The organism is Flaviaestuariibacter flavus (assembly GCF_004337505.1).
Classification (GTDB): Bacteria; Bacteroidota; Bacteroidia; order Chitinophagales; family Chitinophagaceae; genus Flavisolibacter; species Flavisolibacter flavus.
In genome coordinates this window covers 91,302-110,027 of the sequence record NZ_SJZI01000052.1, presented here as the reverse complement: position 1 = coordinate 110,027, position 18,726 = coordinate 91,302, and the positions used below count along the sequence as shown (strand labels likewise).

10 protein-coding genes are annotated in these 18,726 nt (G+C 58.7%); 3 read left to right on the top strand and 7 right to left on the bottom strand.

The genetic code is table 11. From position 1 onward, the window contains the following. The first annotated feature begins 68 nt into the window (after positions 1-68). Positions 69-1,442: an ammonium transporter gene (locus EPD60_RS16030; protein ID WP_131450539.1), complete on the top strand. Its 1,374-nt coding sequence runs from the start codon at positions 69-71 to the stop codon at positions 1,440-1,442. Positions 1,443-1,555: 113 nt separating this feature from the next. Beyond that, positions 1,556-3,244: a GAF domain-containing hybrid sensor histidine kinase/response regulator gene (locus tag EPD60_RS16025; protein WP_131450538.1), complete on the top strand. Its 1,689-nt coding sequence runs from the start codon at positions 1,556-1,558 to the stop codon at positions 3,242-3,244. Between the two features lie 169 nt (positions 3,245-3,413). Here EPD60_RS16025 and EPD60_RS16020 read toward each other — a convergent pair whose 3' ends face one another. Together EPD60_RS16020 and EPD60_RS16015 are read right to left on the bottom strand one after the other, a co-directional pair. After that, on the bottom strand, positions 3,414-3,605 hold the full coding sequence (locus tag EPD60_RS16020) for a DUF3606 domain-containing protein (protein WP_131450537.1): 192 nt from the start codon (positions 3,603-3,605) through the stop codon (positions 3,414-3,416). Positions 3,606-3,693: 88 nt separating this feature from the next. After that, positions 3,694-4,557 (bottom strand): cyanophycinase, encoded by an 864-nt coding sequence (locus tag EPD60_RS16015; RefSeq protein ID WP_165871585.1) that lies wholly within the window; start codon positions 4,555-4,557, stop codon positions 3,694-3,696. Positions 4,558-4,711: 154 nt separating this feature from the next. Between EPD60_RS16015 and cphA the strand changes: the two genes are divergently transcribed. Beyond that, positions 4,712-7,336, top strand: coding sequence for a cyanophycin synthetase (cphA, locus tag EPD60_RS16010; RefSeq protein WP_131450535.1), 2,625 nt, complete (start codon positions 4,712-4,714; stop codon positions 7,334-7,336). 127 nt (positions 7,337-7,463) lie between these two features. On the opposite strand, the gene EPD60_RS16005 is transcribed toward cphA, so the two are convergent. The 5 genes from EPD60_RS16005 to EPD60_RS15985 form a co-directional block, all read right to left on the bottom strand. Then, on the bottom strand, positions 7,464-8,393 hold the full coding sequence (locus EPD60_RS16005; RefSeq protein WP_131450534.1) for an isoaspartyl peptidase/L-asparaginase family protein: 930 nt from the start codon (positions 8,391-8,393) through the stop codon (positions 7,464-7,466). 39 nt (positions 8,394-8,432) lie between these two features. Then, positions 8,433-8,666: a hypothetical protein gene (locus tag EPD60_RS16000; protein ID WP_131450533.1), complete on the bottom strand. Its 234-nt coding sequence runs from the start codon at positions 8,664-8,666 to the stop codon at positions 8,433-8,435. 350 nt (positions 8,667-9,016) lie between these two features. Then, complete coding sequence (locus EPD60_RS15995; protein WP_131450532.1) at positions 9,017-10,141, bottom strand: alkaline phosphatase family protein; 1,125 nt, start codon at positions 10,139-10,141, stop codon at positions 9,017-9,019. 170 nt (positions 10,142-10,311) lie between these two features. Continuing rightward, positions 10,312-13,758: a pyruvate carboxylase gene (locus tag EPD60_RS15990; RefSeq protein WP_131450531.1), complete on the bottom strand. Its 3,447-nt coding sequence runs from the start codon at positions 13,756-13,758 to the stop codon at positions 10,312-10,314. Positions 13,759-14,178: 420 nt separating this feature from the next. Beyond that, positions 14,179-18,726, bottom strand: a complete 4,548-nt coding sequence (locus tag EPD60_RS15985) for a chemotaxis protein CheB (RefSeq protein ID WP_131450530.1) — start codon at positions 18,724-18,726, stop codon at positions 14,179-14,181.

Here is an 18,726-nt window from a genome sequence, read left to right as displayed (position 1 = left end):
GCAATCGTTCGGTGAAGCGGGCTACGCGGGGCGTCACCCGGGTACTAATTTAAATAACTTTAACAGCGATGCAAAACGAAACGATCGTTATCGCCCCGCCCGCGGCAGCTCCCGCCGCCAACGGCCGCCCTTCGCGTCGCCGGCTGTCCCTCCTGCCCGTATTGGTATTGGCAGCAGTGCCGGCGCTCTGCCTGCTGGTGCCCGCCCTTCCCGCGGGCAGCGCCAGCACCGGCATCAACGCGGCCGACACGGCCTGGATGCTCACCGCAACCGCCCTCGTGCTGATCATGACGCCCGGCCTCGCCTTCTTTTATGGTGGGATGGTAAACAAGAAAAACGTGCTCTCCACCATGCTCCAAAGCTTTATCTGCATGGTTGTGATCACGATGCTCTGGGTGATGGTAGGCTTCTCGCTTTCCTTCGGCGACTCGGTCGGCGGCGTAGTCGGCGACCCGCGCACTTTCTTTATGTTGCGCCACGTATTCGACGGCGCTCCCTTCCGGCTGGCACCGACCATCCCGCTGGTGCTTTTCGTCATTTTCCAGCTCAAATTCGCCATCGTTACGCCGGCGCTTATCACCGGTGCTTTTGCGGAGCGCATCCGCTTCAGCTCCTACCTCCTTTTCATCGTGCTTTTCTCCCTGTTCATATACTGCCCGCTCGCCCACGCCACCTGGCATCCCGGGGGCCTGCTTGCCCAGCTCGGTGTGCTCGACTTCGCCGGCGGCACCGTGGTGCATATGAGCGCCGGCTGGGCCGCGCTTGCCAGCGCGCTTTATATGAAGAAACGCGCCGAACCGGTACACAACCCCGCGCGCATCACCTACGTGCTGCTCGGCACCGGCCTGCTCTGGTTCGGGTGGTTTGGCTTCAATGCGGGCTCGGCCTTTGCTGCCAACGGCACGGCCGCCATTGCCCTGGCCACCACCACCACGGCCTCGGCAGCCGCCGCCTTCGGGTGGATCGTGTTCGACGCGGCGCGGGGCAAGAAGATGTCGGCCATGGGCACCTGCATCGGCGCGGTGGTGGGCCTCGTTGCCATCACGCCGGCGGCGGGCTTTGTCACCATACCGCATTCCATCCTCATCGGGCTGGGCAGCGCTGTTGTTTCCAACATCATGGTCATCCTGCGCAGCCGCACCAATATCGACGATACGCTCGACGTATTTCCCTGCCACGGCATGGGCGGCATCACGGGCATGCTGCTCACCGGTGTGTTCGCGCACAAGAGCGTAAACAGCATGGTAAGCAGCAACGGGCTTTTCTTTGGCGAAACGCGCCTCTTCCTGGTGCAGCTCGGCGCGCTCGTGGGTGTATCGGTGTTTGCGTTCGGAGGAACGCTGCTGCTGCTGAAGATCACCGATGCCATCAAGCCGCTCCGCGTATCGGATGATGAAGAACGTATTGGTCTCGACCAGAGCCAGCACGGCGAGCGGTTGTAAGCACAGCTCCTATTTTCAAAAGGTACCACCCTAAACTCAGAACCCCAGAACCTCAGAACCCTTAAGACGGTTGTCCTCGGATTAAAATATATTTACATCCGAAACTCCGCCGCATGATCCCCGCCGCCCTCCCTGAAAACGAGCAGCAACGTCTTGAAGATCTTTATTCCTTCAACATCCTCGACACCACCGCCGAGCGCGACTTCGACGAGCTGGTGGAACTGGCCAGCATGATCTGCGGCACTCCCATGTCGACGGTGACGCTTGTGGATCGCGGTCGGCAATGGTTCAAGGCGCGTGTGGGGCTTACCGCTCCCGAAACGCCGCGCGACGAGGCCATCTGCGCCCACGCCATTTTGCAGGACGGCATCTTCGTGGTGGAGAATACACTTGAAGACGAGCGCTTCTTTGATCTTCCTTCTGTACTTACCGACCCGCATATCCGCTTTTATGCCGGCGCGCCCATCGTATCACAGAATGGCTATAAGCTCGGTACCGTGTGCGTCATCGACGACCGGCCACGGCAGCTCTCCGAAGTGCAGCAGGAGGCGCTGCTGAAGCTTGCCCGGCAGGCCTCCCTCCTGCTCGAGTTCCGCAAGAAGAACGCGCAGCTCAAACGCATCGCCCGCGAGCAGCTCCAGCAAAAGCAGCTTGCCGAGATCGCATCGAAAACGCAGAAGCAGTTTCTCTCTACCATGAGCCACGAGATCCGGACGCCGCTCAACGGCATCATCGGGATGACCAACCTGCTTCTGACCGAAAACCCGCGCCCCGACCAGCTCGAATACCTCAACTCGCTCCGCTTTGCCGGCGACCACCTGCTCAACGTGGTCAACGATATTCTTGATTACAACAAGATCACCGGCGCCAACCTCACCTTTGAAAGCATCGACTTCAACCTGCCGCAACTGGTGCAGGAGATCGGCCGTGGCCATGCCGTCAACGCGCGCAACAAGGGGCTGCTGCTGGAAGTAAATGTGGAAGCCTCGGTGCCTGAATGGGTCAACGGCGACCCGGCGCGGCTGACACAGGTGCTGCACAATCTGGTGGGCAATGCCGTCAAGTTTACCAACGAAGGCAGCGTGCAACTTCGTGTAGCTTTTAAGAACGGCAGCAAAGACGGGTACGGGATTGACTTTGCGGTGAAGGATACCGGCATCGGCATCGCCGAAGACAAACTGGAAAAGGTGTTTGAAGAATTCGGCCAGGCACATGCGGGCATCAACCGGCAGTTTGGCGGCACTGGCCTCGGTCTCGCCATCAGCAAGAAACTTCTCGAGCTGCAGGGATCGGAGATCTTCCTGCAATCGGCACCGGGCGAGGGCTCCTGCTTTTCGTTCACCCTCATTTTCAAAAAGCCGCTACGCGCCACCGAAGCAAAGCGGGTGTGCGCTCCGGAAGACAGTGCCCGCTTCTCCGACCTCAGGGTGCTGGTGGTGGAGGACAACCAGCTCAATTGGGTGGTGCTGCGCAAATACCTGCAGCTGTGGGGCGTGGAGGCCGACCATGCCGCGGATGGCGCCCTTGCGCTAGAAAAAGCCCGGGCCTGCAACTACGATATCATTTTTATGGATCTGCAGATGCCGGTAATGGATGGTTACGAAGCCACCCGCCGCCTGCGTGAAGAGCTCGCCTACAATGGAACCATCTTCGCCATCACCGCCGATGCCTTCGTAAGCAAGGAGCAGGATCTCACCGCCATCGGGTTTACCGATTCGGTGGTGAAGCCCTTCGACCGGAATGAGCTATGTGCGAAGATTAATGCGGTCCATGCGCAAAGCGCACGAGAGAAAGCACGCTGATTCCACTGAAGTGGAATACGCAGATTGTTTATGATTTACGCGGATGTTGGTACCGATATCAGCGCACATCATAACAGATCATAAAGAATCTGCGTTCTTTCTCTCCATCCCGGCCACAAAACAAAAGGCCACCCAAAAGGGCGGCCCTATTCCTCAATTCAAAAGTAGCCTATCGTCTGTTGCCACCGCCGCGAAGACGTTCTTCGATCTTCTCGCGGCTGTTGCCCACCTCTTTGATGATGCGGCGCACTTCCTCTGCCGACACATTGAACTTCTCGGCTATGTGCTGCACCTCGTATTTCTCGCTCGCCGATACACGGCTTCGGTCGCGCCCATCGCGCATATTTTTATTATCTGACATAGGTGATTGTTTAATATAAAAGCCCAAAAAAGCGTGCCACTTAGACAGGATCTCAGACGTCAGATCTGAGATCTGACGTCTGAGATCCCTAAATGTGTTCTTCGAACTTATTCCCGCTGAACCTCCGCGTTTCGATATCGAACTCATCGGCGTGGGTCATGATGTGCACGCGGAGGCCGCCAACCGACACGGGCGCGCTTTTCCGTACTTCGGTGATGTTGTTGTAATAGACGTCGTGCCCGTCCACCACCACCACCGACGAGGACCCGATGGCGCGGCAGCGGGTGCCGCCTTGCACGATGATACCGGTGTCTTCGCCAAGGCCGATGCCGATGGCTCCGGGCTGCGTGGCGATGGCCTGCACAAGACGGCCGAAGCGACCACGCTTGTCGAAGTGCGTATCGATAATGACGTCGTTCATAAAGCCGAAGCCCATACTCAGTTGCACCTCGCCCTTGAAATAGGCCCGCGCGGGGTCGCCGCCGCTGATCATGGTATTGCTCATCGAGGCGGCGCCGGCCGAAGTACCGGCAACCACGAAATCTTCGTTGAGGTAACGCTCACGGATGATGTCGAACACGGGTGTGCCGCCCAGCACGGCACAGAGGCGCGACTGGTCGCCGCCGGAGATCATCACGCCATCGCAGCGCCGGAGGCGTTCAAGAAATGCGGGATCGCAGGCATCATTGCGGTCGCGGATGCGCAGGTGGCCCACCTCACCGAAACCGAGGCTCCGGAAGGCTTTCTCATATTCGCGGAAATAATCGTCGGGAATGCCGGAGGCAGTGGTGATCACTTCAACGTGCGGCTTTTCTTTGCGCATCAGCGCACGGACATTCTCCAGGATACCGTATTTAAAAAAATCCAGTTCATAGCGTTCGTCCAATTCCGAACGGTCGCCTTTGTCTTCGGCGCCCCCGATCGATACCAGAAATCCTTTGGGGTACTTCATGCACACAGGGGTTATAAAACCTGTGCCGCAAAACACGATCCTTATTAACAGGCAGGACGACATTCCTTTCTGGATCATGCTTTTAACTCAACCGGTGCCACCGCATATGGCATAAAAATTTCTCATCTGTTGGTACAAAACCACGGAGGATTGCATGCTACTTAAAAGTATGAATGTGCTGCGCGGACCGAATTTCTGGTCGATGCAGCACCACCAACTGATCGTGCTGCACCTGGACCTGCAGCCCCTGCTCGAAACCCAATCAGCCCATATTCCCCAACTGGCCGCCGCGCTTAAAGAGGTGCTTCCCGGCATCAGCCGCCGCACCTTTACCCCCGGCCGTGGCGATGGGCTTCTTTCACTCCCGCCCGGACAGGTGCTCTGCGAGCTCATCGTGAGCGCCGCCCTTGAGCTTCAGCAGCAGGCGGGGATGACCGCTTTCTTTAGCGACGTGCTGGCTACCGGCGGTAAGCCGGGTGAGTACCAGGCCGCCTTTATGTACTGCGAGGAGCCCTGCGGCCGGCTGGCGGGAACCACGGCTGTAGCCTTGCTGGAAGCCCTGCTCACCGGCCAGCCCTATGACCTCGGCCCCGTCATCGACGAGCTGCGCGTGCTTCGCGAGGATGTCGCCTTCGGACCCAGCACAGCCTCCCTGGTGCTGGAGGCCCGCCGACGCCGCATTCCCATAATCCGCCTCGACGACGGCGCCTATGTACAGCTTGGGTACGGCGCGCGCCAGCAGCGCATTGAAGCCACCATTACGGGGCGAACCAGCGGCATTGCCATCGATAAGGCCGGCGACAAGCAGGCCACCAAGCAGTTACTCAGCGATGCTTTCATACCCGTTCCGAATGGGACCGTATTGAGGCATGTGGAAAACCTCCCCGAGGCCATCGCCGAGCTGGGTTTCCCCATTGTGGTGAAACCGCTCGACGGTCACCAGGGCAAGGGCGCTACCGTGAATATCCGCACGGAAGCCGCCGCCCGTGAAGCTTTTGCTAAAGCTTTGCTCTATTCCAACCGGGTATTGATTGAGCGGTATATCTACGGCTCAGATTTCCGCGCACTCGTCATCAACAACCGCTTCGTGGCGGCCGCGCGCCGCACTCCGGCTGCAGTCTTCGGCGACGGCCTGCATACCATCGCGCAGCTGGTGGAAGAAGTGAACCGCGACCCGCGCCGCGGCAATGGCCACGCCAACGTGCTTACAAAAATCTGCATCGACGGCGCCTCCCTCGAGCTCCTTGCGCGCAAAGGCTACACACTCGACACCGTGCCTAAGGAAGGCGAGGAAGTACATCTCAAGTCGACCGCCAACCTGAGCACCGGCGGTACCGCCGAAGACATAACGGGCCGCGTGCACCCGCAGAATATCCGGTTGTTCGAACGCGTTGCCCGCATCATCAGTCTTGACATCTGCGGCATCGACATCATGGCGCCCGATCTTTCCACGCCCATCATGACCAACGGCGGCGCGATTATCGAGGTAAACGCCGCGCCCGGCTTCCGGATGCACCTGGACCCGACCTTTGGCGAGCCGCGCAACGTGGCAGCGCCGGTGCTCGACATGCTCTTCCCGGAAGGCGGCACCGGTCGCATCCCGGTGGTGGCTGTAACGGGCACCAACGGCAAAACCACCACCACGCGTCTCATTGCACAGATGGCGCGGCAGGGTGGGTTCAACACCGGCCTCACCACCACCGATGGTATCTACCTCAATGGCGATCTTATTTATAAAGGCGACTGCTCCGGGCCTGCCTCCGCGCAGGCTGTGCTGAAAGACACCTCGGTTGAATTCGCGGTGCTCGAATGCGCACGCGGCGGCATCCTTCGCTCCGGTCTCGGCTTCGACAGCAGCGATGTGGCGGTCATTACCAATATTGCCGAAGACCACCTCGGGCTCGGCGGCATCTACGACCTCGAAGCCCTGGCCCGCGTGAAGGGCGTGGTAGCCGCGTCGGTGCGTCCTGGCGGCCATGTGATCCTCAATGCCGACGACGACCGCGTATACGCGATGCGCAACTTTGTGCAGGGTGAGGTGGTACTCTTCTCGCTGCACGCCGATAATATCCGCGTGCAGCGGCACTGCGAAGCCGGCGGGCTTGCAGCCACCTACGATGAAGGCTATATCATGATCCGAAAGGGCAACCAGCTCATTCCCATCGAAGCGGTGGAGAACGTACCGATCGCCTTCGGCGGCGCGGCACGCTTCAATATTGCCAACGTGCTCGGAGCAACGCTGGCGGCCTATGTATCGGGCATCAGCATGCCGGCCATCCGTTGCGTGCTGCGCCGCTTCCGGAATTCCACCGAAGACACGCCGGGCCGCATGAACCACTTCAATGTAGGCGAGGTGACGGTGCTGGTAGACTATGCGCACAATGCTCATGGCCTCAGGGCACTCGGCGAATACGTGCGTGCGGCGCGCGCGGAGCGCAGGCTCGGTGTCATCACCGGCGTCGGTGACCGCCGCAACGAAGACATCATCGCCATGGGTGCAGAGTCGGCCCGCATCTTCGACGAGATCGTGATCCGCTGTGATGTTGATCTCCGCGGCCGCACCGAGTTTGAGATCGCCTCACTGCTGCGCAGCGGCATTATGAATGCCAACCCGTACATGAAAGTGGCGTACTGCCCCGACGAGCTCGAGGCGGTTGGCTACGCACTGGGTAAGGCGCAGCCCGGCGACCTTGTGGTAATACTGGTAGAGAACGTGCAGCAGGTGATCGCGCGGCTCAAGGAGCTGGCGCATAAGCAGGTAACCGCGATGGCGGGATAAAAGAGATCTGGGATCTCATATCTCAGAATGCAAATGCCCGGAACCGCTTGGTTCCGGGCATTTGTTTTTTTATGTGACAGGAAGCAAAAACCTGAGCAAGGTTGCGGGCAGCCGAACTACACCGCTACTAATAAATTCCCACCATTATCGATCCATCACTGCCTTTACAGCCCCGGTGCATGCGATCGGAGTTGAACTTGAACACCACCTCGCCGTTGGTGTCGATGGAAAGGATGCCCATATCTCCTTTTTCGTCTTTACAGCGCTCGTCGATCAGGTAATCACAAGCCTCCTGAAGGGAGAATTCTTTGTATTCCATGAGGGCGGCCACGTGAAAGGAAGTAACGTGACGGATGAGGCTTTCGCCTTCACCGGTCGTGGACACAGCGAAAAAGCGGTTGTCGGCGTAAGAGCCGATACCCGCCATGGAAGAGTCGCCGATGCGGCCGGCTTTTTCAAACTCGGTGCCGCCGGTGGAGGTAGCGACGGCGAGATTGCCATGCGTGTCGAGCGCTACTGCCCCTACGGTGCCGTGCGCCCGTCGCTCCACCTGCGGCATCGCCGCATCGATGCCCTTGTGGCGTTTTTTCTCACGCTCCTCGAGGTACACATCAAACTGGTGTTCCGTAATGAAATAGGCGTCGGGCTCCATGGGCGCCTTGATCTCTTTGGCAAACTCCAGTGCACCGAAAGCGCCGAGCGAAATATGCTTTGTCTTTTCCATCACCTCGCGCGCCAGCGATACAGGGTTGCGCACATTCCTGACCAGAGCCACCGATCCCATTTTGAGTTTTTTGCCATCGCAGATAGAAGAACACATTTGTACTTCGCCGGCGTCATTGATAGCAGCCCCACGGCCTGCGTTAAAGAGCGGGTTGTCTTCAAGCGAATTCACCGCTGCCTCCACTGCGTCGAGGGCCGAGCCGCCCTTTTCCAAAACCTTGTAACCGGCGTTCAGCGCGTCATCGATGCCTTTCTTATAGCCGTCCATATTCTTGCGGATGTGGTCCGAATCCGGGCCCGCACCGCCGTGTACCGCTAGTGCAAACTTTTTCATGTCCGATCTTTTAGAGGTTGATACGCGACTGTGTTGCCGTCAGGTGGAGAACCGCACTAACTCTACCAGCAAAGCACCTACCAGCTCCCGGTAATTCTCCAGGTCACTTATCCACACTTTTCCTTTACGACGGATATGGATCTTGCTCGGGATATATTCAGGCCCCTGCTGCGTGTACCCGTTGAGGCAAAGGCGGTATACATCTTTCTCCTGCGCGGTCACGTCGTAGGTCACCGCCTGCTGATTGTAATCCACCACGATCTGCATCCCCATGACGAAGGTTTTTGTTTGAATACGGAGGAAGAAAAAACATGCCACAATCCACGCCCGGCGCCGCTTTTAACGGGCCGACAAGGTGATACACTTAGCGCCCCCGGAAGTGTTAGAAGATGAGAAACCGACCTGTTAAGCCCGGCCGCAAGCGGCCTTGTTCACCAAGGCATGACGGCGCAAAGACACGACGGGGAAAACGTACTTATTCGTCGTTTGTAGGATATATTAGCCGCAACCTGTCGACGGTGAAATAAAGGAAAAACATTGTGCCTTCGTGTCGTCGTGCCGTTGTGGAAAAGAGAGCCGCAGGCCCGCCCTCTTTGAAACGTTAATCAACGACAGCCGCGCTACTACCGGGCCGTGATCCAAGCGGAGGGCTCGGTGCCGCGGAAGAAGGTCAGCGGAAGGCCCGCACCCTTGGTGCTGCGCTTGCCCATGAGCACGGCTATTGTTGCCGCCACCTGTTTCTGGTAGAGCTGCCGCTGGTCGGCGCATTCGCCCATCGGTTGCACCGCGTTGCCCAGCAAGGCCATCCAGGTCTGCGAGGAGCCTCCCACGAAGAAGCCATGCCCCGACCAGTTACGCGGGTTGTCGCCGCGGCCATGGTCGGTGGTGATAAGCAGCGTAGTGCGCCCGCGGTATTCGGGGTCCGACTGCAGGTAAGCCCACAGCTCCCCGATCATGCGGTCGGCCTCGTTGGCGCTGCGTAGGTAGCGGTCGTAGCTTTTTTCATGACCCGCATCGTCGGTGCCGCTGAACCCGAGGTAAAACACGCGCGGTTTATGACGGCGTACATAGTCGAGCGCCGACAAAAAAGTAATCCGGTCGTCACGCGTGGCACGCTCAGCGTTTTCAGGATGCTCCAGCAGGCGGTTGAGCTGCTTCTGTCCCTCGCCGATACCTTCATCCTGAACGCTCTCGGCGCCGGCGTTGAGGTAAAAGCCGCTGCGGTCGCGATTGAGGATATAAGGCATCACATCCCAGGAAGCAAAAGCCGCCACCCGGCCGTTGAGCGCGGGATCTGCGGCGAGCTGCTCCAGCACGTTGCGGTTCTGGTTGCGCACTTTCTCGTTGGTGGAAATGAACAGGTCGGGGGAACCGGTGAAGATCTCGTTATACCCTGGATAGGAAATGCCATACAGGTTGCTGGTGTTGACGAAGTTGCCGAGGCGGCGGTTGCCGTGCAGCTGTCCCTGCTTTGCGATCACGTTCCAGAAAAAGGGCATCAGGCGTTCGCGCCGGCGTTGCGGGTCGGCATCCCAATAGAGGGCGCGGGTAAAAGCGGTATCGGCAGTGTATTTCGGATCCCGGATGATCGTCTCGTCGGCGCCGCCAAAGAGTTCCTGCCACCGGTATCCGTCAAGGGTGATGATAAAGAGCCGCTGCTCGTTCGTTTCGTCGGAGGAGGGCAGCTCACCACCACCAAGGGTAGCGCTGCCGGATAACAGTAAGGCCAGGGCAAAAAGCCATTTCATGGGTGTGTGTTTTCAGTCGGTCGTCCTCCTTATACAACACAAATCTGTGCCACAAAAACAGTGTGCTCATGGGATAGTGTGCTCATGTGCTGAATCATTCGAGATACCGGAAAAGATGAAACCCTGCCAGGGGCAGGGTTTCATCTTTAGCACACTAGCAAACCAGCACACTACTCCAGGGTAAGTACGAGGTCATCCGCCTTCACCATCTTTCCCGCAGGAAGCACAAGGCGGCCCACCTTCCCGGTGCGGGTGGCCGTAATGGTGGTTTCCATTTTCATTGCTTCGATCACGAAGAGGGGCTGGTTCAGCTTTACCTCCTGCCCTTCCTTGATGAGGAATTGCGAGAGCTTGCCCTGTAGCGGAGCGGCAATATGGCCGGGGTTGTTCTTTTGCGCTTTTTCGTTTTCTACCACCACCGTTTTGATCGAGGCGTCCTGCACTTCCATGATGCGGGTTTGCCCGTTGAGGCGCAGGAACACCTTGCGCTTGCCCTCGGCATCCGGCTCGCTGCAGGTAAGCAGGCGCACCAGGATGCTCTTGCCGCGGTCGATGTTGATGAGCACCTCCTCGTCGTTGCGCAGCCCGTAGAAGAAGTTCGGGGTAGGCAGGGGCCACAGCTCGCCGTAGGCCTGGCGCTTCTGCCAGTATTCCTCAAACACCTTCGGGTACAGCAACCACGACAGCAGGTCTTTTTCTGTCACCGCTTCGCCGAAAAGCTTTTTGAAGTCCGCGAAGGTCGCCTCAAAGTCCACCGGCTCGAGGTGCTCGTTCGGACGCTCGGTATACGGAACGATGTCGCGAAGTATGATCTTCTGGAGCGTCGGGTCGAAGCCGCCCACGGGCTGCCCGATGTCGCCGCGGAAGAGCGACACCACCGACTCGGGAAAAGAAAGGGTGTGGCCGCGCTCGAGAATGTCTTCCTTCCGCAGGTTGTTCGACACCATGAAGAGCGCCATATCGCCCACTACCTTCGAGGAAGGCGTTACCTTGACGATATCGCCGAACAATTCGTTCACCTCCCGGTAGGCCTTTTTAATGTCTTCCATATGATCGCCGAGGCCAAGTGATTGCGCCTGCGGTTTCAGGTTGGAATACTGGCCGCCGGGAATCTCGTGGTAGAAAACCTCGGCACTGGAAGCCTTGAGCCCGCTTTCGAAAGGATAATAATATTCGCGCACCGCCTCCCAATAGGTGGAATGCTTGTTCAGTGTTTCGATGTCGTAGGGAAGCTCCCGCTCCTGGAAGCGCATCATTTCCACCAGCGCATTGAGGTTGGGCTGCGAGGTGAGTCCCGACAGCGCGCCGATGGCGCCGTCCACCACATCTACCCCGGCCTCGATGGCCTTGAGATAGGTAGCAGCCTGCAGCGACGAAGTATCGTGGGTGTGCAGGTGGATCGGGATCTTCACGGTCTGCTTCAGTTCACTCACAAGCTCGTAGGCGGCCATCGGTTTCAGCAGGCCGCTCATGTCTTTGACGGCAAGAATATGAGCGCCGGCGTTCTCGATGTCGCGGGCAAACTGCTTGTAGTACTGGAGTGTATACTTGGTTCGCGACGGGTCCTGGATATCGCCCGTATAGCACATCGCCACTTCGGCCACGGCCCCGGTTTTCATCCGCACCGCCCCGATGCTTTTCTCCATATTCGGCATCCAGTTGAGCGAGTCGAAGATGCGGAACACGTCGATACCGGTCTCCCAGCTTTTCACCACAAACTCCTCCACGAGGTTGTCGGGGTAGGCTTTATACCCGACCGCGTTGGCGCCGCGCAGCAGCATCTGCAACAGGATGTTGGGAATGGCCGCGCGCAGCAGCCGCAGGCGCTCCCAGGGATCTTCATAGAGGAAGCGCATGCACACGTCGAAGGTGGCGCCGCCCCACACTTCCATGGAGAAGGTTTGCGGGAAGTGCTGCGCAAACGACGATGCGGCCTTGAGCATATCCGTGGTACGCACCCGTGTGGCCAGCAGGCTTTGGTGCGCGTCGCGGTAGGTGGTGTCGGTATAATGGATCGGCTTTTCCTGGAGCAGCCACTGGGCAAGTCCCTCCGGACCGAGGCGCTGCAGCAATTGTTTCGTACCGTCGGCAAAGCCGCGCTCCTTGTCGAAGGGCAGGTCAATGGGTTTTTCAAAAACCTTGCGCTTGTCGGGATGCTTTACGTCGGGATGACCGTTTACCGAGATGTCGGCGAGGTAACGCAGGATTCGGGTGCCGCGGTCCTGGGCGGTGCGGTAGGTAAACACCTCGGGGTGCTGCTGCAGGAAGTTGACCGTAGACCGGCCCGCGATGAATTCGGGGTGCGTGATGATGTTGAGGAGGAACCGGATATTGGTTTTTACCCCGCGGATGCGGAACTCGTTGAGTGCGCGCCGCAGCTTCTGTACGGCGTCGCGCACGGTGGAGGAGTGCGCGGTGACCTTTACCAGCAGCGAGTCGAAGAAGGGCGAGATCTTGACGCCGTTGTATACCGATCCTTCGTCGAGGCGGATGCCGAAGCCTTCGGCCGAGCGGTAGGCCAGCACGGTGCCGTAGTCGGGCATAAAGTCGTTCTCGGGGTCTTCCGTGGTGATGCGGCACTGGATAGCGTAACCGTTGAGCGGCACTGCGTCCTGCGCCGGGAAGCCGATCACCTCGCCATGAAGCGGGTACCCTTCGGCAATGCGAATCTGCGTCTTTACAATGTCGAAGCCGGTCACCATCTCGGTTACGGTGTGCTCCACCTGGATGCGCGGGTTCACTTCAATGAAATAAACTTCGCCATCCGTGTCCACCAGGAACTCTACGGTGCCGACGTTATTGTAGCCTACTTCACGGCATAGCTGCACGGCGTAGTCATACAGCTTTTGCCGCGACTGCTGCGGCAGGTCGAATGCCGGCGCCACCTCCACGATCTTCTGGAAACGGCGCTGCAGGCTGCAGTCGCGCTCGTAGAGGTGCATCACGTTGCCGTGCCGGTCGGCCACCACCTGCACCTCGATGTGTTTGGGCTGCTCGATGAATTTTTCAAAAAATACGGTATCGTCGCCGAAGGCATTCTTTGCCTCGCGGCGGGCTTCGGGGAAGCTCTTTTCCAGCTCCTCCCCGCTGCGGATGACGCGCATGCCGCGTCCGCCGCCGCCGGCAGCCGCTTTGAGCATCAGCGGGAAGCCGATGCGGGCCGCCTCGGCCTGCGCCGCCTCCAGTGAATCCAGCGGCACCTGGCTGCTCTCGATCATGGGCACGCCGCATTTGCGGGCGATATTTTTAGCAAGAACCTTATCGCCGAGCTGCTGCATCACCTCGGGGTCGGGGCCGATGAAGACGATGCCTTCCTCGCGGCAGCGCTGCGCAAAGTGGTAGTTCTCCGACAGGAAGCCGTAGCCCGGGTGGATGGCTTCGGCGCCGCAATCGCGGGCAATGGCCAGTATCGCTTCGATATCGAGGTAGGGCTTCAGCGGGTCGTCGTCGCGGCCCACCTGGTAGGCTTCGTCTGCCTTATAGCGGTGCAGCGAATAGCGGTCTTCAAAGGTGTAGATGGCCACGGTGCGGATCTCCAGCTCGGAGCAGGCGCGGAGCACACGGATGGCAATCTCGCCGCGGTTGGCGACCAGGAGTTTGGCAATTTTCTTTTCCATGAAGTGTGTGGTGTCGGGTGTTGCACAAAAGTGCCGAATCCGTCAATGCCTTCCGGCCTTCTTGTACGAGGTACATAAAGGTTTCTCCGTGGGCAAGCAATCGTAACGGAATAGCTATAAAATCTGGGCCACGGGTCGGGGGCGGGAATCGGCAATCGGGAATCGGGAATGGCTGGCGCGCCTGTGTTGTCAGGCGAAGCAGACAGCGAAGCTGTCATTGCGAGCGAAGCGAAGCAACCTCCCAGACCTTGAGAATGGCCGTGGGCAGTAAGAGCTTCACTTCGCAAATGCATTGGTTTCGAACACCCTGCGTAAATGAGGAGTTTGCTTCGCTTCGCTCGCAATGACGCCAAAGGCGTCGCTATCGCGACGCCTTTGGCTTTTACTGCGGATTCCCGATTGACGATTCACGATTCCCGATCACCCATCTCCCCCGCCGGTTTGCTCGCGGCGCTCCTGCTTCAGCGGCAGGATGAGGATGAAGGTGCTCCCTTCGTTTTCCTTGCTGTGGGCCGTCACGAGACCGTTGTGGCGGTCGAGGATCTTCTTGGTGATGGCCAGGCCGATGCCGGTGCCGTCGTATTTCTCGCGCGAATGCAGGCGCTGGAAGATGGTGAAGATCTTGGCGGCGTACTGGTCGTCAAAACCGATACCATTGTCGGTGATGGAGATACGGCAATACGGCCCTTCGGACACTGCCGGCGCATCCAGTGCCAGTCGGTCCTGGTAGGTGCAGCGAATCTGTATAAGCGGGGCCACGCCGGGGCGCGTAAACTTGAGTGCGTTGGAGATGATATTCTGCAGCACCTGGCGCAACTGCCCGGGCACAGCTTCGAGTTCGGGCAGCTGGTCGGCCTCCACCCGCGCATGGCGCTCCTCGATGAAGAGCTCCAGGTCGCTCAGCACCTCCTGCAGCACCGCGTTGAGGTCCACGTGCTCGAAGAAGTGATTTACCGAAAGCCGCGAATAAGCCAGCAGGTCGTTGATCAGCTTGGTCATCCGGGCCGAGGAGTTGATGATGCGGTCGATATAGTCGCGCGCGCCATCCTGCGCCATGTCGAGGTAGCGGTCGCGGATGATATTCGAGAAGATGTGGATCTTGCGCAGGGGCTCCTTAAGGTCGTGGGAAGCCACCGAAGCAAACTGGAGCAGCTCGGAGTTGGAGGCTTCGAGCTCGCTGTTGGAGCGGGTTAGCTCCGCGGTACGCTCGCGCACTTTCTGCTCCAGCACGTCGGCCTGCAGTTTGGCATCGTGAATGTCGGTGCAGGTACCGAACCACTTCACCACTTCGTCGCGCTCGTTGCGCAGGGGCAGCGCGCGGCCAAGGAACCAACGGTAAACACCATCGTGGCGGCGGAAGCGGTATTCCACCTCGTACACGCTGCCGGTAGCCAGCGATTGCAGCCAGGCCTGGCGCGCACGCGCCTGGTCTTCGGGGTGCACCACGGAGCCCCAGCCGTCCTCGCCCTTGAGCTGGTCGTAGCCAAGGCCGGTATAATCGTACATCTGCTTGTTGAAGAAATCATGGAAGCCATCCGCGCGCGACGACCATACCATCTGCGGCATGAAGTCGGTCACAAAGCGGAACTCATCGTAAAGACGCTGCAGCTCCTGGTTCTGCTCCTGCAACAGGCCTTCCGTCCGCTCGGCATACGATATATCTACCAGTGCGCCTACCATCCGGTACGGCACGCCGTATTCATCCACCACCAGCACACCCTTTCCGGAGATGATGGCTTCGCTGCCATCAGCCTTGCAAAGCCGGAAACGTGCGGTCCAGGATTCCCCCCCATTAACCGCCTGGTGAATGCTCGATTCCACGCGGGCCCGGTCGTCGGGATGCACGTGGGCCAGCCACTCTTTGGGGGTAAGCACCGGCGCATCTTCCGGCAGGCCTACGAGGCGCAGGAAAGACTCGCTCCACCACATTTCGTTGAGGGCAAGGTTCCAGTCCCACACCATATCGTTGGTGTTGGCCGCAATGAGGCGGAAGCGCTCTTCGGAAGCCGACAATTCAGCCGTACGCTGGAGCACTTTTTCTTCCAGGCTGGCATTGAGCGTCTTGAGGTTTTCCTTTGTCCGCATCAGCTCCTGGTAGCTGCGGCGCAGCTTTTCCTCGGCCAGCTTCTTCTCGGTTATATCGGTCAGCGTCAGCACAAGGCCGTCGAGCATCTTGATGCCGACCACCTCGTACCAGGTTTCCACGTTGTTGTCGGTCAGCATCAGCTCCTTGTGCAGCTGCTTTTCCTCTTCCACCACAACGATCATCTGGTCGAAAAGGCCGACGTTCATTACTTTAGGGAAGTGCGCGCGCAGCGACTCATTTACGTATTCGAAGTTGCGAAGACCGAGCAACTCGTCGGCGGCGTGGTTGGCCGCGTTGACGGTAAAGTCGACGATGCGGTCTTCGAGGTCGCGCACCGAACGCAGTGCAAAGACGGCGCTCAGCGAGGCATTAAACACGCCTTTGATGATATGATTGAGCTCGCGCGTGGTCGTTATGTCAAAGAACGTGATCACCACACCATCTACAACATGGTCCAGGCGGATATACGGCAGGATCCGCATCAGCACCGAACGCCCGGCAAATGTGGACACTTCTTTTTCGATCTGCACCTGCTGGGTAAGCACGCGGCGGACGTCTTCCATCAGGTTCTCATCGCGCACGTTGGTGGAAATGTGGTCAATGGGACGGCCGATATCCGATTCGATCAGGTTGATCAGCTGCACCGCCGCCGGGTTGAACTTGCGGATGCGGCCATTGCGGTCAACGAACACCTGGCCGATATCGGTGCTGCGGAAATAGTTATTGAGGTCATCGTTGAGTTCGAGCAGTTCCTTGATGCGCAGCTGGTGCTCTGTATTCAATGTATGGAGCTCTTCGTTGAGCGACTGCAGTTCTTCATTGGAAGACTGGAGCTCTTCGTTCGCGGAAAGCAGTTCCTCATTGGAAGACTGCAGCTCCTCGTTGGTCGTTTCAAGGCTTTCCACCGCCATCTGGAGGTTGACACGGGTTTCTTTCAGCTCCTCTTCGATCTCGGCGATATAAGCCGCCGTGTCGGAATCGGGCTGCGCTGTCAGTTCGGTCTGTCCGCGGAACTGCACCTGCTCATGCCCTTCGCCCAGCACCACCAGGATGAGGCCGTCCGGCTGCTTCGGCGGCTTGATGATCAGTTGTACCGGCCGCTCCTCGCTACCGGCGCGCGGACGCACCTGGAGGGCTACCTTCACGTTCTCCTTAAGCGCCTTCCGAAGACCCGAATTGAGTGCAACGGCAAGGTCCTGACCCACCATTTTCAGCAGGTTGAGGTTGACGATCTTTTGCGGGAGCGACAGGTAGTGGCGAAAATCGCCCAGCGCTTCCTTGATCTCGTAATTGCGGTCAACATAAATCGCCGCATACCGGTACTCGTCGGTGAGCACGTTTCGGAAATCCTCGGCCAGCTCGCGGGCCGTCGTATTTTCCTTCACCACCTGCCCGGTGCGGCTGGCGCGGATGGACTGCGCGGGCTCATACACGTGCTGCTGGTGTTTTTCGTTGCCGATCTTCCGGTAGATGCGCCACTTCCCGTTGATCTCCTGCAGCGTGCTGCTGATGGAAGACGGGATCTCGCTCGGGCCGAGGAAAAGAACACCGCCGTTGTTGAGGGCATACTGGAGGGTGGAGAACACCCGGCGCTGCAGGATGCTGTTCATATAGATCAGCATATTGCGGCAGGTGACCAGGTCATTCTTGATGAAGGGCGGATCCTTCAATATGTTGTGGCGGGCGAAAACGATCTGCTTGCGCAGCGCCGATGAAACGATGTAATGGCTTCCCTGCTTTTGAAAGTAACGGGCAACGATTTCGTCTTCCACGTCGGCCAGCAGTGAGGCCGGGTAAGAGCCGCGCGACGCGAACTCGATTGCATCGATATCGATGTCGGTGGCAAAGATCTTCACCTCGATGCTCTTTTCGATGCGGCGCAGGTGCTCGCTGATGAGGATCGCGAGCGAGTAGGCTTCCTGGCCGGTGCTGCAGGCCGTCACCCACACCTTCAGCACGTCGCCGTCGATCTTCGACCGGATCATTTCCGGCAGTACCTCGTTGGCAAAGATCTCGAAGGCAGCGCGGTCGCGGAAGAACTTGGTAACACCGATCAGGAATTCCTTACCGAGTGATTTACATTCTTCGGAATCGCCGCGAAGCTGTTCCAGGTAGTCGGCGAATTTCTTTTTACCCAGGTGATTCATCCGGCGGATGATGCGGCGGATGATGGTGGGCGACTTGTAATTGTGAAAATCGTAGCCGCAGCTTTTCTCAATGAGGCGCAGCACTTCGGGAAGGCTGTTCTCGTCGGGCCGGTCGGCGTATTGGCGGCGGTCCGTCTTTTCCTTCGAATACGACACGATCTCGTCGGGCATCTGTGCCGGGCTCAGCACGAAATCGGCATAGCCGGCGGCGATGGCACTGTTGGGCATGCCGTCGAACTTGGCGCTGCCGGGCTCCTGCACGATGATCATACCGCCGGCCTGCTGGATTGCCTCGATGCCGCGCGTGCCGTCGGTGCCGGTGCCGGAAAGAATGACCGCAATTGCACGGGCGCCGCGGTCTTCGGCCAGCGACTTCAGGAAGATATCGATGGCGGTATTGATCGAATTATCGAAATGCTTTTCGGTCAGCTGCAGGCGCATGCCCCGCAGTTGCAGGATTTTGTTGTTCGGGATGACGTAAACGCAGTTCGGCTCCAGCACGCCGTTGTGCTGGGCTTCAAGCACCCGCATCTTGGTGTGCTTGGAAACGAGCTCAACGAGCAGGCTTTTATAATCGGGCGAAAGATGCTGGATAATGACGAAAGAACAGTTGCTGTCGGGCGGCATGTGGTCGAAGAATTCATGAATTGCTTCGAGGCCACCCGCGGATGCGCCGATCGCCACTACAAATTGCTCTTCCGCTTCCGTTAAGGGTATGGTTCTTTCACGCTCCAT

Coding starts and splice junctions, on each gene's coding strand:
- EPD60_RS16030 (WP_131450539.1), top strand. CDS start 69: ATGCAAAACGAAACGATCGTTATCGCCCCGCCCGCGGCAGCTCCCGCC.
- EPD60_RS16025 (WP_131450538.1), top strand. CDS start 1,556: ATGATCCCCGCCGCCCTCCCTGAAAACGAGCAGCAACGTCTTGAAGAT.
- EPD60_RS16020 (WP_131450537.1), bottom strand. CDS start 3,605: ATGTCAGATAATAAAAATATGCGCGATGGGCGCGACCGAAGCCGTGTA.
- EPD60_RS16015 (WP_165871585.1), bottom strand. CDS start 4,557: ATGAAGTACCCCAAAGGATTTCTGGTATCGATCGGGGGCGCCGAAGAC.
- cphA (WP_131450535.1), top strand. CDS start 4,712: ATGCTACTTAAAAGTATGAATGTGCTGCGCGGACCGAATTTCTGGTCG.
- EPD60_RS16005 (WP_131450534.1), bottom strand. CDS start 8,393: ATGAAAAAGTTTGCACTAGCGGTACACGGCGGTGCGGGCCCGGATTCG.
- EPD60_RS16000 (WP_131450533.1), bottom strand. CDS start 8,666: ATGGGGATGCAGATCGTGGTGGATTACAATCAGCAGGCGGTGACCTAC.
- EPD60_RS15995 (WP_131450532.1), bottom strand. CDS start 10,141: ATGAAATGGCTTTTTGCCCTGGCCTTACTGTTATCCGGCAGCGCTACC.
- EPD60_RS15990 (WP_131450531.1), bottom strand. CDS start 13,758: ATGGAAAAGAAAATTGCCAAACTCCTGGTCGCCAACCGCGGCGAGATT.
- EPD60_RS15985 (WP_131450530.1), bottom strand. CDS start 18,726: ATGGAGCGTGAAAGAACCATACCCTTAACGGAAGCGGAAGAGCAATTT.